Below are 15,143 nucleotides of genomic sequence, written 5' to 3' on the forward strand. Positions count from 1 at the left end.
GTCACTCGGCGGCTTCAGCCCGCGCAGGGTTCGAAAACCTGATCCGGCGGGAACACCTTGACGATGTCCATGACGTAGGCGGGCTGCGGCGGCTTGCCCGTGTCCACCACGCCCCACAGGCCGTTCTGCATGGCCTGGTGGTCGCAGGCGCGCATGGTTTTCTTGCCTTCCACGGAGTTGGTGCGCTCGCTGGCGGCAAACGCCTCGACCCACTTTTCCTTGTCCCAGGTGCCGGTCTTGTCGACCACGTCCAGCCACCAGCTCATGCCGTCGTAGGCTTCGCCAGCGGCGGCCGAGGGGAACTCGTTGTATTTCTTGCGGAAAGCCTCGACGAATGCCTTGTTGGCGTCGTTCTCGACGGTGAAGTGATATCTCACGCCGGACTGCACGCCGACCGCGGTGGAGCCGACGCCGGCCGCCATGGTCTCGTCGGCGATCACCGGGCCGAAGATCTTGCGCGTCTTGCCCAGTTCGATCTGGCCGGCCTGCTTGACCATGGTGACGGCGTCCGAGCCCGTCATGAACAGCGCCACGCCGTCGGCGTTGGAGCGCGCGATCTTGTCGGCGATGGAGGAATAGTCGCGATTGCCCAGCGGCGGGAAATCGGCGCCCACGATCTCGATGCCGGCCTTCTCGGCTTCGCGCCGGTACCAGTCCCAGCTGTCGCGCGTGGCCTGGTAGTCGGCCGTCACGCCGTAGATGCGCTTGAGCTTCTGCTCCTTGGAGTAGGCCAGCGCCATGCGCTGCTCCATGCCCAGCGTGTTGGAGGTGCGGAAGGTATAGCGCGAGCCGCCCGGCACCGTGATCTTGTCGTCGGCCGACATGGTGACCAGATGGGGAATCTTGCGCTGCTTGGCGATGTTCATGATGGCCAGCGTGCTGGCCGAGCTGACCGCGCCGAAGATCATCTGCGATCCATCGGAGATCAGGCGGGTGGTTTTCTGCACCGCGGGCTGCGGCTTGGTTTCATCGTCTTCCCAGGTGACCTGGATGGGCTTGCCCAGCACCTTGCCGCCGCGCTGCTCGATGGCGATGGTGACGCCCTTGCGCATGTCTTCGCCAAAGATGCCGTAGGTCCCCGACAGCGAGACCACGCCGCCGATCTTGAACGTGTCGGGATCGGCGGCGCGCGCCCCTGTCGCATACAGGGCGCACAGCGCCAGCGCGCCGCAGGCGGCGTGACTCCATGTCTTCATTTTCTGTCTCCGCGTATTTTTCGTTATGGCTCGTAATGTTTTACGTAGCGCGGTTGAGATACTACGTTTTGGATTGTGATGTGAAAAATTGGGGAATACCCGAGCGCCGAGACAAAAAAAAACCGCCCCGAGGCGGCAAGCGCCTGGGGCGGTTCGGGGTGGGGACCGGCTTGCGGTCAGCGCTGGCGCGCTTCGGTCTGTTTCAGCGCCGACTGCACCATGCTTTCGACCAGCGGGATGACCTTGCCCGCCAGGTCGGGGCGATAGGCGTAGGGATGCGTTTCGTCCATGTAGGTGGACTGGCACATTTCCAGCTGGACGGCGTGGACGTTGTCGGCGGGCTTGCCGTAGTGGCGCGTGATGTAGCCGCCCTTGAAGCGGCCGTTCACCGCCCAGGTGTAGGCGGTGTTTTCGCGCAGCCGCTCTTCGACGGGCGCCAGGATGTCGGGCGCGCAGGCCGCGCCGTCGGCGGTGCCGATGTTCAGGTCGGGCAGCTTGCCTTCGAACAGGCGCGGCAGCACGCTGGCGATCGAGTGCGCTTCCCACAGCAATACGGTGCCGTGCTCGGCCTTGATGCGGTCGATCTCCTCGCACAGCTTGGCGTGGTAGGGCTTCCAGTAGGTCTGCAGCCTGTGTTCGCGTTCCGCGTCGGTCAGGACGGCCTCGTTGCGGTAGAGGGCGTCGCCGCGGAAGGTCTGGGTCGGGCACAGGCCGGTCTTGGTCTGGCCGGGATACAGGCTTTCATCGTTGGGCGGGCGGTTCAGGTCCACCACGTAGCGCGAATAGCGCGCGCCGATGACGGACGCGCCCAGCGCCTCGGCGAACCTGTACAGCGTGTCCAGGTGCCAGTCGGTGTCGCCCGACTGCAGGCCCAGCGGCGTCATCTGCGCGCGCTGCGAGTCGGGGATCATGCTGCCCAGATGGGGAATGGAGATCAGCAGCGGCGCCGTGCCGCGGCTGAATTGGTAGATGTCGCTCAAGTAAAACTCCGGGGGAAATGGCGGGGCGCAGGCAAGGGCATGCCTGGCAGCGTCCCTGGGTGTCCGGTATTGCGCCCGGCGGGGCAATGCCGGCAATCATAGTGGATCGGGCGCACGCCTATGGCCGCGGCGGCGCGGCGTCGCTGGTCCAGGGCGCGCCGCCGCGCCATCTGTCGGCGATGGCGTCGATCAGGACGCGCACCTTGGGCGCCAGGTGGCGCCGGTGCGGATAGACCGCGCACACCGGCGCGCCGGCCGGCGCTACCGATTCCAGTACCGGCGCCAGCCGGCCGGCGCGCAGATCCTCGCCCACCAGGAAGGCGCCTAATTGGACGATGCCTTCGCACGCCAGCGCGGCGTCGCGCAGCGCTTCCGTGTTGCCCAGCCTCAGCCGTCCAGCGACATGAACACTGCGTTCCTGTCCGTTGACGGCAAAGCGCCAGGGCACCAGTGCGCCGGCATGGGTGTAGGCCAGGGTGCGATGGCCAGCAAGGTCATCCGGGCTGGCTGGCGCGCCGTGGCGGGCCAGGTAGCCGGGCGCGGCGCAGGTGATCAGGCGATGCGGCGCCAGCACCCGGCGCACCAGCCGGCTGTCGGTTTCGCCGCCGATGCGGATGGCGACGTCCACGCCGTCACGCACCAGGTCGATGTAGTCGTCGGAAAAGCTGACGTCCGCCTCGACTTCGGGCCAATCGCGCAGGTAGTCGCGCAGCAGCGGCATGATGTGCAGCCGTCCCAGCGATACCGGCAGGTCGATGCGCAGCCGGCCGCGCGGCGCCTGCTTGCGGCTGGCCATGGCGTCGGTGGCGTTGTCCACTTCGGACAGGATGCGCTGCGCATGTTCGTAGAAGACGCGCCCTTCGTCGCTGAGGCTGACGCTGCGCGTGCTGCGGTGGAGCAGCCGCGCGCCCAGGCCCAGTTCCAGGCGCGCGATGCACTTGCCGATGGCCGAACGCGACAGGCCCAGCTTTTCGGCCGCGGCGGTAAAGCTCTGGGTGTCGGCCACGCGCACGAACGCGAGCAGATCGCCGATGTGGTCCAGACGGGCGGGTGGGTAGGATGAATTGCGCACGATTCGTCCCTTGTGTTTATTGGTTTTCCTACTTTATCAGCGAAATGGAAACAGTAGACTGCCCAGGAGTCGGCCCGGCCTGGGCCTTGCCTGGAACCTTTGACCATGACTCGCGGCATTTCCCCTGAAGACCACGCCATCGCCGGCGCTTCGTTTACCGAACCCATGCCTGAGCGCGCTGGCTGGCGTGCGTGGCTGGGCGTGATCGCCGTCGGCCTGGCTACCTTCTGCGTGGTCACCACCGAAATGCTGCCGGTGGGGCTGTTCGTGCCCATTACCGCTGCGCTCGACGTTTCGGTGGGCATGGGCGGCTTCATGCTGTTCGTGCCGGCCATCCTGGCGGCGCTGTTCGCGCCGCTCGTCGTCATCGGCGCGAAGGGGGCGGACCGCCGCGTGATCCTTTGCGGTTTGCTGGCGCTGCTGGCCTGCGCCAACGCGGCCAGCGCCTGGGCGCCCAGCATGGCGTGGTTCCTGGCGGCGCGGGTGCTGGTGGGCTTTTGCATCGGCGGCATCTGGGCGATCGCGGGTGGATTGGCGGGCAGGCTGGTCGGGGCGGGCTCGGTGGGACTGGCCACTTCCGTCATCTTCGGCGGGGTAGCGGTGGCGTCCGTGCTGGGCGTACCGCTGGGCGCCTTCATCGGCGAGCTGGCTGGCTGGCGCGCGGCCTTCGGCGCCATGGCCGCGCTGTGCGCCGCCGTGCTGCTGCTGAATCTGCTCAACCTGCCGCCGTTGCCCACCGCGCGTTCGCTGCGTCCGCGCCAACTGGTGTCGCAGCTGGCCAATCCGGGCCTGCGGCGGGGTCTCCTGATCACGCTGTTCCTCGTCGCGGGCCATTTCATGGCCTACACCTTCGTCCGTCCGCTGCTGCAGATCCACGCGGCGTTCGGAGAGAACTGGATCGGACCGCTGCTTTTCGCCTACGGCGCGGCGGGTGTGGTGGGCAACTTCCTGGGCGGGACTGCGGCCGCCAGGCGGCCGGCCGCGACGCTGCTGATGATCGCGGTCAGCCTGCTGATGGTCTTGCTGCTGCTGGGCATGCTGGGGCAGTTGCGCCCGGCCGTCGCGGTCTTGCTCTTGCTGTGGGGCCTGGCTTATGGCGCGGTGTCGGTGTCGCTGCAAACCTGGATGATGAAGGCCGCGCCGGATGCCGCGGAAGCCGCCACATCGCTGTTCGTCGCGGTGTTCAACCTGGGCATCGCGGCAGGTTCGCTGCTGGGCGTGCCCAGCGTGGACGCATTGGGGCTGCGGGCCAATCTATGGCTGGCCGCGGCCTGCATGCTCTGGCCGGCGCTGATGCTGGCGCGGGCTGGGTGGGGCGAGTGGCGCGGCGATTACGCGCGGAAGGCGCGCAACAGGGTATCCACCCCGTAGCGGCAGGTGGCCAGATGGTCTGCGTCGGGGCCGTCGGCGCGGCCGCCGGTCAGCCGCGCGTGCGAGGCGATGCCGTTGATCAGGTTGCCCAGGGTACGCGCTGCCAGGCGCGGATCGTCGATGCGCAATTCGCCGCGCGCGCAAGCGCGTGTCAGGCATTGTTCCAGGGGCGCGTGCAGTTGCACTTCCACCGCCTGCCGCAGGGATTCGGCCAGGTGCGGCAGGCGATGCGATTCCGACACGATCAGGCGGTAGAGCGCAGCCGATTTGGGCTGCAGGGCGTAGGTCAGCAGGCGTCGCGCAAGTTCATGCAGAGCGGGACCGACAGGCTGGTCCAGCATGGCGTCGGCGAAGACCGCCGCGCGCATGCCGTTCAATTCGTGCTCCAGCACCGCAACCAGCAGGCCTTCCTTGTTGCCGAATAGCAGGTAGGCGGTGGCCGCCGACCCGCCCGCCTGGCGCACGATGCGCTGGATGGAAGTTTGCGCGTAGCCGTGCTCCAGCAGTGACTGGGTTGCGGCTTCGAGCAGGCGCTCGCGGCGCGCCTCGCCCCGGCTGGTCAGCGCGCGCGGCGCCGTATCGTCTGGAATCGTATTCACTTCATTCCCATGGCCGCGTATCGGTCGCGGACTCTCTTGCACCAGGCGGATGTCTGGTTGAATTTGTGTAATGTATAGTACATTACGCGCTTGCAACATCATCCAAGCAGCTGTGACCCGCCGCAACGCCGGCGCCCGCAGCGCTCATCACCATGATCGACGACCTGGTTCAATTGGGAAAACTGGTCAGCCTGGGGCTGGCCTTGATGCTGCCCCTGGCCAATCCCCTGACCTCCATGACATTGCTGCTGTCCCTGGGCCAGCAGATTCCCTATAAAGAGCGCGAACGCCAGGTCAGGCAGGCCGCCTTCTACGTGGTCGGCATCATGCTGGTCACCTACTACGCCGGCGCCTGGATCATGCATACCTTCGGCATTTCGATCCCGGGGCTGCGCATCGCCGGCGGGCTGATCGTGGCCAGCATCGGCTTCAGCATGGTGTTCCCATCCGCGCCGTCGACCGCCTCCGAGGCCGACGTGGCTGATGCCCAGGCCAATCGGCAGACGCCCAACATCGCCTTCGTGCCGCTGGCGATGCCTGGCACGGCGGGCCCGGGCACCATCGCCATGATCATCAGCGGCGCGGCGACCCTCGATGCCTCGGTGACGCAGACCTATGCGCCCTGGGTGCTGGCGGTGACTCCCATCCTCGTGTTCTCCCTGCTGGGCCTGCTGTTCTGGATATGCCTGCGTTCGGCCGGGCGCATCGTGGCCGTGATCGGGCAGGGCGGGGTGGAAGCCATCTCCCGCATCATGGGCTTCCTGCTCGTGTGCATGGCGGTGCAGTTCGTGATCAACGGCGTTCTGGAAATCGTGCAACAGCATGGCGGCATGTAATCGACCCGGGCGCGGCTGCCTGGCGATCGCCGGACGCGTCATCTTCAGTCTTGTTCTTATCCTGTCCGCGCTGTGGGGCGGTCTGGCGCTGTTCTACCGCATGCCGGGCGGCACAGTGGTGCAAGGCGCAGCGGCGCTGGCCTGGGCCGCGCTGTGCCTGTATGCGGCCGTCGCGCTGTGGCGCGGACGCACGCGGCGATCCGCCTGGACCTGGTTGATCGGCATGGCCGCGCTGTGCGTCTGGTGGCAGACTCTGGCCCCGTCCAACGACCGGATCTGGGCGGACGATGTGGCGCGCACGCTGCGCGGCAGCGTCTCCGGATCCATCGTCACGTTGGACAGCGTGCGCAACTTCGACTGGCAGGCCGATACCGACGCGCGCTACACGGCGCGCTGGGAAAGCCAGCAGTACAACCTGAACGAGCTCGTTTCCGTGGACATGGTCCTGTCGTACTGGGGCAGCCCGGCCATCGCCCACACGCTGGTCTCCTTCGGTTTCACCGACGGCCGTCACGTCGTGTTTTCGGTCGAGATCCGCAAGGAACGCGACGAGCAGTTTTCCGAGATCGGCGGCTTCTTCAAGCAGTTCGAACTGAGCGTGATCGCCGCGCAGGAGCGCGACATCCTCTACGTGCGGGCCGGGCCGCGCGCCGAACGCGTGTACCTGTATCCCGTCGACATGCCCGTGCCCGCCATGCGCGAATTGTTCTTGTCCTATGTGCGCACCGCGAATGAACTGGCCGACGCGCCGCGCTTCTATCACACGGTGACCGCCAATTGCACGACGCTGGTCTACAGCATGGTGCGCGCCATCGTGCCGGGCCTGCCGATGGATTACCGCATCCTCCTGTCCGGCTACCTGCCGGAATACCTCTACGAACAAGGCGGGCTGGATACCCGCAAGCCGCTGGCCAAGCTGCGCGAACAAGCCTACCTTGGCAAGCCCGCTTTGCCGGGCCCCGATCCGGTCGAGTTTTCGCGGGCCATCCGCCAGCCGGCATCCGCTGGGGCCGCGCAGTGAGCGGAATCCGGGCGGCCGGCGCGAAGGGCGGCGCGATCCTGGCCCTGCTGCTGTGCGCCGGCTGCGCAGGTGTCAAGGTGTCTTCCGTCAGCACCCAGGACTACATCGCCCAGCGCCGCGGCGACGTGCTCACCACCGGCCAGTTGAGCGCCTCCGCGCGCGAGTCCATGGCCGTGCTGGGCCTGAACGCGCAGGAATGCCGCAAGGATCGCGACGCCTGTACCCGCGCGCTTGCCACCATGGATGGGCTGGACAGCGAACGGCGCCTCTCCACGCTGTCCGAAGTCTGGCTGATGGAGGCGTTGGCCACGGAGAAGCAGCGCCCCGACGGCCAGGCCGGCCAGGACGAGCTGCTGGACGCCTATCTGCAGACGGCGCGGGCCGCCTATGCCTATCTGTTCTTCACGCCGCGCTCGCCCAGCGACCGCGCCTTCGAGGACCGCCAGACCCAGGTGCGCGACTATTACAACTACGCGGTGCAGCAGGCCGTCACGCGCCTGTTCGAGCAGCATCGCGGCCGCCCGCCGGAACCCGGGGCCAGCATGGCGGCGGGGCCCTGGCAGGTCGTGGGCGAGATGTCCGATGTCAAGCTGCCCGGCGGCAAGCAGTTTCCGCACGAACTGGTGCCCGCGGCTAACTTGACCTTCCGGGGGCTGCGCAGCATGTACCGGCGCGACGGCTTCGGCGCCGAGTTGGTGGCGGTCACGGCGCGCCGTGTCAACGATGCCGACACCTTCAAGACGCCGTACAGTGAAACGCCGTTTCCGGCAGTGACCGTCATCATGGCTTTTCCCGGCGGCACGCTGGAGGAAGTCATGGCCACGCACAATGCGACCCTGGCGGCCTACGATCCATACAAGCGGGACTCGGTCGAACTGGCCGGCACGAAGGTGCCGCTGGCCGCCAACTTCACGTCGGGCTACGGCCTGTGGCTGGCGCGGTCGGGCTTCGCCACCCAGGCGCTGCGCAACGTGCTGGGCAAGGAAGAGGGCATCGAGGCGCCGCACGTATACCTGTTACAGCCCTACGACCCGGACCGGCGCACCGTCGTCATGCTGCACGGTCTGGCGAGCAGCCCCGAGGCCTGGATCAACGTCGCCAACGAGGTGCTGGGCGATGAAACCCTGCGCCAGAATTACCAGATCTGGCAGGTCTATTACCCGACCAACACGCCGCTGGCGCTGAACAACCGCGCCATCCGCGATGCGCTGCGCCAGACGATCGAGCATTTCGATCCCATGGGGGCGGCGCAAGCTTCACGCGATGCCGTTATCATCGGGCACAGCATGGGGGGCGTGCTGAGCCGGCTGCTGGTATCCTCGTCCGGCACCGTGCTCTGGGACGCATTGCGCGACCACGCCAAGCTGGACGAGACCCGCCTGGCCGAGGCGCATGCTGAATTCGACCCGGTGCTGAGCTTCGAGCCATTTCCCGGCATCTCGCGCGCGGTGTTCATCGCGGCGCCGCACCGGGGTACGCCATTTGCCGAGAACACTTTGTCGCGTTGGCTGTCCAACCTGATCACGCTGCCTGTGACCGTAGTCAGGCAGTTCGCCAAGCTCAACAGGCTGGCCGACGCCGATGGGCCGCCCCGGCCAGAAACCTCGATCCGGGTGCCCAATGGCGTGGACAACCTGAGCGAAAAGGACCGATTTGTGAAACTGACCGAGTCCATGCCGATTTCGCCGGCGGTGCGCTACCACAGCATCATTGCGAACAATACGCCCGGCGTCCCGCTGGCGGATTCGGACGACGGGCTGGTGCCGTACCGCAGCGCGCATCTGGACGGAGCCGAGTCCGAGAAGATCATTCCGTTCTCGCACAGCGTGCAGGAGACGCCGCAGGCGATCCTGGAGCTCAGGCGCATTCTGCGGCTTCAGCTGGAACAGGGAGCGCGCTGATGCACGGGTTGTTGTTCGGCCTGCTGGGCGCCGCCGCCGGTATCTTGATCGCGGCGCTGTTGCGCCAGCCGGGCGTACTGCTCTATGACTGGATCGCGACGCGCGCAGCGGCCAGGCGCCAGGCCACTTTCCGCAAACGCCAGGCCCGGATCGTCGAGGCAGCCGCGCGCGATGCGGCGAAGGCCAAGCACAGGCGGCCTGTCACGCAAGCCGGATAATCCTGCGCGCAGGACCGAAATGGCCGGCCAGGGACCGCTGCGCCGGCCTATCGGGATTCCAGCCCCAGGTGCCCGCGCAGCGTGCGGTGCTGGTACTCGGTGCGGAACAACCCCCGGCGTTGCAACACCGGAATCACTTGCTCGACGAAATCGTCGATGCCTCCGGGCAGGGAAGGCGGCATCAGATTGAAGCCGTCGGCGCCTTCGTTGCGGTACCAGTGTTCCATCCTGTCGGCGATCTGTTCGGGCGTGCCCACCATGGTGCAGTGGCCGCCGCCGGCCGCCAACCTTCCGAGCAACTGGCGCACGGTGGGCTTTTCGGTTTCGATGATGCGCAGGATGGTGGCGTAGCGGCCCTTGGGGCCGGTGAATTCGGCCAGGGGCGGCAGGGTGGGGACGGGCGCGTCCAATTCCCAGGCGGAGCAATCCTGCAGCACGAACATGCCCAGCTGGCGCAGCGATGCGTCGCTGGGCAGCAGCGTGTCCAGTTCGCGCTGCTTGGCCCGGGCTTCGGCCTCGGTCGAGCCCACGTAGGTGACCAGGCCCGGCATGATGGGCACGAAATCCGGGCGTCCGGCGGCCAGCACGCGCCGCTTGATGTCGCGGTAGTAGGCCTGCGCCGCGGGCAGGTCGTAGGCGACGGCGTAGATCGCTTCGGCGCGCCGCGCGGCCAGATCGCGGCCCTGGTCCGAGGCGCCGGCCTGGAACAACACCGGGCGGCCTTGCGGGGGACGCGGCACCGTCAGGGGGCCATCGACCAGGAAATGCTCGCCATGATGGCCGATCTTGTGTACGCGCGCAGGCACGCCATAGTCGCCGGCGCGATCGATGGCCAGGGCATCCGCGTCCCAAGAGTCAAACAGCTTCAATGCGACGTCGACGAACTCCTCGGCGCGCGCATAGCGCCAGTCGTGCCCCGGCATGGACTCGTAGCCGTGGTTGCGCGCTTCGGCGTCGAACATGGACGTGACCACGTTCCAGCCCATGCGACCGCCCGAAATATGGTCCAGCGAGGCCACCATGCGGGCTGCGTGAAAGGGCGTGAAGAAGGTGCTGGAGACCGTGCTGATCAGGCCGATGCGGGAGGTGGCGCGCGCAATCGCGGCCATGGCGGTCAGCGGTTCCAGGTGCCAGCGCGGGCCGTCGCCGATGTTGTCGACCGATTGTCCGTCGGCAAAGAAAATGGCGTCCAGCTTGCCGCGTTCGGCGGTGCGCGCCAGTTCCTCGTAATAGGCGATGTCGCCCAGCCGCTCGGCGGCCGAATCCGGATGGCGCCAGGCGGCGCGATGGTGGCCGCAGCCGAAGATGAACAGGTTCAGATGCAGCATGGCGATCCGGCCCGGGCAGGGGCGGTAAAAGGCGCGATAGGCATGGTCAGGCTCTACGATTGCGGCGGCGGACAGGAAAACTGCCGCCGCACGCGGGCGAACTTAGCACAAAAGCCGTGGGCGGTCGTCCGTGCCTGGCGCGTTGACATTGCCGTGCCGCTCTCCTAATCTTGCGGCAATTCCTGGGGGAGCCCTGCAAGGGCTGAGATTCCGCGGCATCGCGGTAACCCTTTGAACCTGATCCGGGTAATGCCGGCGAAGGGAAGGACATCGCGCAGTCCGCGCGCCCTCCCTAGACTTTCATTCATCTTGCGGCCTGCGCACCAGCGTGGCGGGGCCGCCGCGTTGCGCGTCCGGCTGTCCGCCGGCAGCGGGAGGACCGATACCCATGTTGACCCAATCAACCGCCCTGATGTGGCTGCTGCTGTTTTCGGGCGGCTTTGCCGTGGCCAGCGTGCTGTACACCCGCCGCAAGCGCGGCACGCTGGAAGACTACATCGTCGCCCGCAACAGCCAGGGCGCCTTCGGCACCATCCTGACGCTGATGGCCTCGACCCTGGGCGCCTGGATCCTGTTCTCGCCGGCGCAGGCGGCGACCTGGGGCGGCCTGGCTGCGGTCATCGGCTACGCGCTGGGATCGATGTCGCCGCGCCTGGTCATGATTCCGCTGGGACGGCGCATGCGCGAACTGATCCCCCACGGCCACACCCTGACGGAATTCCTGATGGCGCGCTACGGCCGGCCCATGTACGGCCTGGCGCTGTTCATCATGCTGTTCTATCTCTTCATTGCGCTGTCGGCCGAAGTCACGGCGATCGCCAAGCTGGTCACCATGCTGGCCCCCGTGCCGCTATGGGCCACCGCCGCCATCGTGATGGGCACCACCTTGCTCTACACCACCTACGGCGGCCTGCGCTCGTCCATCTTCACGGACCAGGTGCAGATGATGGTGATCGTGCCCCTGCTGGTGATCCTGTGCCTGGTCGGCTGGCAAGCCGCGGGCGGGGCCATGCCCACCATCGAAGCGCTACAGGCCAAGGCGCCGCAGTTGCTGGACCTGACCGATCCGGTGGGCATCAAGGCGGGGCTGACCTTCTTCGTCGCCATCCTGCTGACCGGGATATTCCACCAGGGCAACTGGCAGCGCATCTATGCCGCCCGCGACGCGCGCTCCATGCGCAACGGTTTCCTGCTGGGCGGCCTGCTGGTCGCGCCCTTCATCTTCCTCATGGGATTGTTCGGCCTGGCCTTCGTCGGCCTGGCGCCGCAGGGAGACAGCTCCATCGCGCTCTTCAGCGTCATCATGCCGCATGCCCCCGCATGGTTCGTGATCGCGCTGATTCCATTGGGGCTGTCGCTGGTCATGAGCACCGCCGACACGGCGATCAGCGCCGTCTCCAGCATCATCGCGGTCGACATGCGCCGCCTGATGCCCAACGCCAGCTCCATGACCATGAAGCGGCTGGCGCGCTGGCTGGTGCTGTTGATGGCCATTCCGGTCATGATCGTGGCCTCGCAAGGCTACAGCGTGCTGTACCTGTTCCTGCTGGCCGACCTGCTGTGCTCCGCAGCCGCCTTCCCGGTCTTCTACGGATTGTTCAGCCGCAAGCACGACGGCCTCACCGCCACCGTCGCCACCATCTCCGGCTTGGCGGCCGGCCTGTTCTACTTCCCGGCGCCGGGCGACAAGCCCTCGTTCCTGCTGGAGTCCTTCCTGCTGGCGGCGGTGGTGCCGGTGGTGACGACCGTGCTGATGCGCTGCCTGTTGCGCGGCCGCAAGGAGTTCGATTTTTCGACGCTGAGCGCGGCGGTGCGCCGGCTGGATCGGGATCCCGTCTAGGCGCCCGCTTTGCAGCGCGGCGCTTTTCAGCGAGCGCCGCGCTGCGTTCATGGCGCGCGCAGCGCCTTCTTGTCCACTTTGTTGGCGCCCGTGTAGGGCAGGGCGTCGAGTATGCAGATGACCGCCGGCACCTTGTAGCGCGCCAGATTCGATTGGCAGTGCGCGATCAGCCCGGCTTCGTCGATTGCCGCGCCCGGCCGCAGGACGACGAAGGCGCGGATGACCTCGCCGCGGTAGCTGTCGGGCCAGCCCACCGCCGCGGCTTCGGCCACGTCGGGATGCAGGTACAGCACTTCGTCGATCTCGCGCGGGTAGACGTTGTAGCCGCCGGAAATCACCAGATCCTTCTTGCGGTCCCGGATGTACAGGAATCCGTCCTCCGCGAATTCGCCGATGTCGCCCGTGTACAGCCAGCCGTCGCGCAGGGTTTCAGCGGTAGCGTCGGGCCTGGCCAGATAGCCTTGCATGATCTGCGGCCCCCGCGCGCGGATTTCGCCGCGCTGGCCGGGCGCCAGCACGACCGAGCCTGTTTCCAGGTCGACCACCTGCACCTCGGTGCGCGCGACGGGCGTGCCAACCGAGCCATGGCGGGTTCCGGCCGGGCCGTTGTAAGTCAGGATGGGGCCGGCCTCGGTCTGGCCATAGCCTTCGTAGATCGGCGCGCCTACCGCAGCTTCCCAGCGCCGGTGCACCTCTTCGGCCAGCGGCGCGGAACCGGAATAGCAGGCCCGCACGCTGGACCAGTCGGTGCCGCCAAAGCGCGGATGCGACAGCAGGCCGGTATAGATCGTGGGGCTGCCCGGAAACATCGTGATACGCTCGCGCTCCACCGCGTCGCAGACGTCGTCGGGCCGGTAGCGCGGCAGCACCACCAGCGTGGCCGCGGCGCTGGCGGCCAGGAACAGGCCCATGGCCATGCCATAGGAATGGAATAGCGGCATGGCGCAAAGCACGCTGTCGGCGCCGTAGCGGGTGGGCAGCGCCAGTTCCCGCTGCAACACATTGGTGGCGATGGCGTCGCGTCCGAGGATCACGCCCTTGGGATGTCCGGTCGTGCCGCCGGTGTATTGCAGCAGGGCCGGCGCCTGGGCCTCGGCATCGTCCAGCGGCGCATCGTCCATGCCAGGCTTCAGCCACGCACGGGCTTCGTCTTCCGCGACCAAGCGGATGCCCAGCGCCGCAGCCAGCGGCGCCGCAACGGCGATGGACGCGGCATCGGCAATCAGCAGCGCGGGCTGCGCGTCGCGCAGGATGAATTCCAGTTCGCGCGCCGTATAGAGCGGATTGAGCGGCACATGCTGGTTGCCGGAGCACTGCAACGCCAGCGTCACCACACAGGCCAGGTCTGAATTGCCCAGCAGGGTTGCGATCCGCGCGCCGGACACCGTACATGCTTGCAGACGGCGGGCCGTCGCCCAGACTTCGGCGGCGTAGCGCCGGTAATCGACGCGCCGCGCGCCGCAGACCAAGGCCGTGCGTTCGGGCCAGTCGCGCACCGCGCGGGCCAGCAGCGCGGGAATGCGCAGGACGCCTTCGAGGCTGGATTGGCTCATCGTGCAGCTCCGCCAGCGTCCACGCGCAGGACCACTGCCATTGCACTGTCGCCGGCCGCGCAGCCCGTGAAGAGGCCCAGTCCGCCGCCGCGCTCGGCCAGTTCCTCGATAAGCTCGATGACGGACCGCAGGCCGGTCGGGCTTTGGGGATGGCCCCACACCAGCGAGCAGCCATAGTTGTTCATGGCCATGACGTCTAACCCCGTGGCGCGCGCCAGCGCGATGTCGGAGACCACGAAGGGATTGTGCGTCTTCACCGCATGCAGGTCGGCCGCGGCCAGGCCGGCGCGTTGCAGCGCATGGCCGGCGGCTTCGATGGGCGCCTGCGGCATGTAGCCCTTTTCGGTGCGCGACTGGCCGAAGCCCAGTATCTCGATGCCGATTTCAGGACGTTGCGACAACTCACGCGCACGTTCGGCGGTTGCCAGAATCATGCCGGCGTTGCCGTCGGCCGGATGCGTCTGCCCGCCATAGGTGATGGTGCCGCCGGGCAGCACGGGCGTCAGCCGCGCCAGACCCTCCGCCGTCGTCGCGTGGATGCCTTCATCGCCTTCCAGCACCGATGCGGTCTTGGCGTAGCGCGCGTCGGGCACCTGGAAGGGCAGCGTCATGTAGCGCTGCTGGAACCGGCGGCCGTCGGCGCAGGCCTGCGCATATTGCTCGTAGCGGCGCAGCGTGACCGCATTCTGCTCGTCCGTGGAAATGCCGTGGCGCTCGGCCACGCGCTCCCCGGTCTGCAGCATGGACAGGCCGCTCCAGGGATCGTGGGAAAAATTGTCCAGCACCCAGTTTTCATGCGCGCCGGAGCCACCCGGGCCGGCGGGATCGGGATGGTAGAGCTGCGGTCCGTTGGACACGCGGTCGGCCATGAGGACCAGCGAGATCTCGGCGTTGCCGAGCATGAGTTCGGCCGCGGCGGCGGCCAGGCCCCGCACCGAGGTGGCGCAGGCCTGCGAAACCAGCGGCCCGGCCAGATGGGGCGCGCCGAGCATGCCGGCCACCCAGGGCAGACCGTAGAACGAGCCCTGCTGCGGCACCGAGCAGCCCAGCACCGCGCTTTGCAACGCCGCGGGCGCGATGCCGCGGCGCTCCAGTTCACGGCTTGCGGTCCAGGCCGCGAAACGCAGGCTGTGCAGTCGCGACAGGCTGCCCTGCCAGCGCGAGAAAGGCGTGCTCCAATACACGCCATAAGGAATGTGTACGCCAGTCATGCGGACTCCTGCTGCAA

Annotated in this window: 13 protein-coding genes and 1 riboswitch; of the genes, 6 read left to right on the plus strand and 7 right to left on the minus strand. The window is 67.5% G+C overall.

Going from position 1 to position 15,143, the window contains the following annotated elements; translation table 11 throughout:
• Positions 1-14: 14 nt before the first annotated feature.
• The 3 genes from IB259_RS01960 to IB259_RS01970 all read right to left on the minus strand — a co-directional run bounded on the left by IB259_RS01960 (position 15) and on the right by IB259_RS01970 (position 3,248).
• Positions 15-1,196 (minus strand): ABC transporter substrate-binding protein, encoded by a 1,182-nt coding sequence (locus IB259_RS01960; RefSeq protein ID WP_192327271.1) that lies wholly within the window; start codon positions 1,194-1,196, stop codon positions 15-17.
• A 176-nt stretch (positions 1,197-1,372) separates the two neighbouring features.
• Entirely contained in the window at positions 1,373-2,176 is an 804-nt protein-coding gene (gene hutG / locus IB259_RS01965) for an N-formylglutamate deformylase (RefSeq protein WP_192327274.1), read from the minus strand.
• Positions 2,177-2,294: 118 nt separating this feature from the next.
• Positions 2,295-3,248, minus strand: a complete 954-nt coding sequence (locus IB259_RS01970; RefSeq protein WP_175162587.1) for a LysR family transcriptional regulator — start codon at positions 3,246-3,248, stop codon at positions 2,295-2,297.
• A 105-nt stretch (positions 3,249-3,353) separates the two neighbouring features.
• Between IB259_RS01970 and IB259_RS01975 the strand changes: the two genes are divergently transcribed.
• Positions 3,354-4,619: an MFS transporter gene (locus IB259_RS01975; RefSeq protein WP_192327277.1), complete on the plus strand. Its 1,266-nt coding sequence runs from the start codon at positions 3,354-3,356 to the stop codon at positions 4,617-4,619.
• On the opposite strand, the gene IB259_RS01980 is transcribed toward IB259_RS01975, so the two are convergent.
• Positions 4,580-5,218: a TetR/AcrR family transcriptional regulator gene (locus IB259_RS01980; RefSeq protein WP_192327280.1), complete on the minus strand. Its 639-nt coding sequence runs from the start codon at positions 5,216-5,218 to the stop codon at positions 4,580-4,582. The two genes, IB259_RS01975 and IB259_RS01980, sit on opposite strands and share 40 nt — an antisense overlap.
• Before the next feature lie 152 nt (positions 5,219-5,370).
• On the opposite strand from IB259_RS01980, the gene IB259_RS01985 reads away from it, so the two are divergent.
• From IB259_RS01985 to IB259_RS02000, 4 genes are read left to right on the plus strand one after another with little or no spacing between them, the layout of a single operon-like run.
• On the plus strand, positions 5,371-6,054 hold the full coding sequence (locus IB259_RS01985) for a MarC family NAAT transporter (protein WP_054456540.1): 684 nt from the start codon (positions 5,371-5,373) through the stop codon (positions 6,052-6,054).
• A complete protein-coding gene (locus IB259_RS01990; RefSeq protein WP_192327283.1) occupies positions 6,041-7,075 on the plus strand; it encodes a DUF4105 domain-containing protein in 1,035 nt (344 codons plus the stop codon). The genes IB259_RS01985 and IB259_RS01990 overlap by 14 nt, the downstream gene beginning before the upstream one ends.
• On the plus strand, positions 7,072-8,976 hold the full coding sequence (locus IB259_RS01995; protein ID WP_175162592.1) for a triacylglycerol lipase: 1,905 nt from the start codon (positions 7,072-7,074) through the stop codon (positions 8,974-8,976). The genes IB259_RS01990 and IB259_RS01995 overlap by 4 nt, the downstream gene beginning before the upstream one ends.
• A complete protein-coding gene (locus tag IB259_RS02000; protein WP_175162594.1) occupies positions 8,976-9,194 on the plus strand; it encodes a hypothetical protein in 219 nt (72 codons plus the stop codon). Before IB259_RS01995 ends, IB259_RS02000 begins: the two co-directional genes overlap by 1 nt.
• Positions 9,195-9,241: 47 nt before the next feature.
• Here the strand turns inward: IB259_RS02000 and IB259_RS02005 are convergent, their stop codons facing one another.
• On the minus strand, positions 9,242-10,522 hold the full coding sequence (locus tag IB259_RS02005) for an LLM class flavin-dependent oxidoreductase (protein WP_054456544.1): 1,281 nt from the start codon (positions 10,520-10,522) through the stop codon (positions 9,242-9,244).
• A 174-nt stretch (positions 10,523-10,696) separates the two neighbouring features.
• Positions 10,697-10,803, plus strand: a riboswitch (TPP riboswitch).
• A 107-nt stretch (positions 10,804-10,910) separates the two neighbouring features.
• Between IB259_RS02005 and IB259_RS02010 the strand changes: the two genes are divergently transcribed.
• On the plus strand, positions 10,911-12,362 hold the full coding sequence (locus tag IB259_RS02010; protein ID WP_119449093.1) for a sodium:solute symporter family protein: 1,452 nt from the start codon (positions 10,911-10,913) through the stop codon (positions 12,360-12,362).
• A 47-nt stretch (positions 12,363-12,409) separates the two neighbouring features.
• Here IB259_RS02010 and IB259_RS02015 read toward each other — a convergent pair whose 3' ends face one another.
• A complete protein-coding gene (locus IB259_RS02015; RefSeq protein ID WP_192327286.1) occupies positions 12,410-13,915 on the minus strand; it encodes an AMP-binding protein in 1,506 nt (501 codons plus the stop codon).
• Positions 13,912-15,126, minus strand: a complete 1,215-nt coding sequence (locus tag IB259_RS02020; RefSeq protein WP_192327289.1) for a thiolase family protein — start codon at positions 15,124-15,126, stop codon at positions 13,912-13,914. The genes IB259_RS02015 and IB259_RS02020 overlap by 4 nt, the downstream gene beginning before the upstream one ends.
• Positions 15,127-15,143 lie beyond the last annotated feature (17 nt).

Origin of the sequence: Achromobacter sp. ACM04, assembly GCF_014851465.1 — a bacterium.
Taxonomy (GTDB): domain Bacteria; phylum Pseudomonadota; class Gammaproteobacteria; order Burkholderiales; family Burkholderiaceae_B; genus Achromobacter; species Achromobacter aegrifaciens.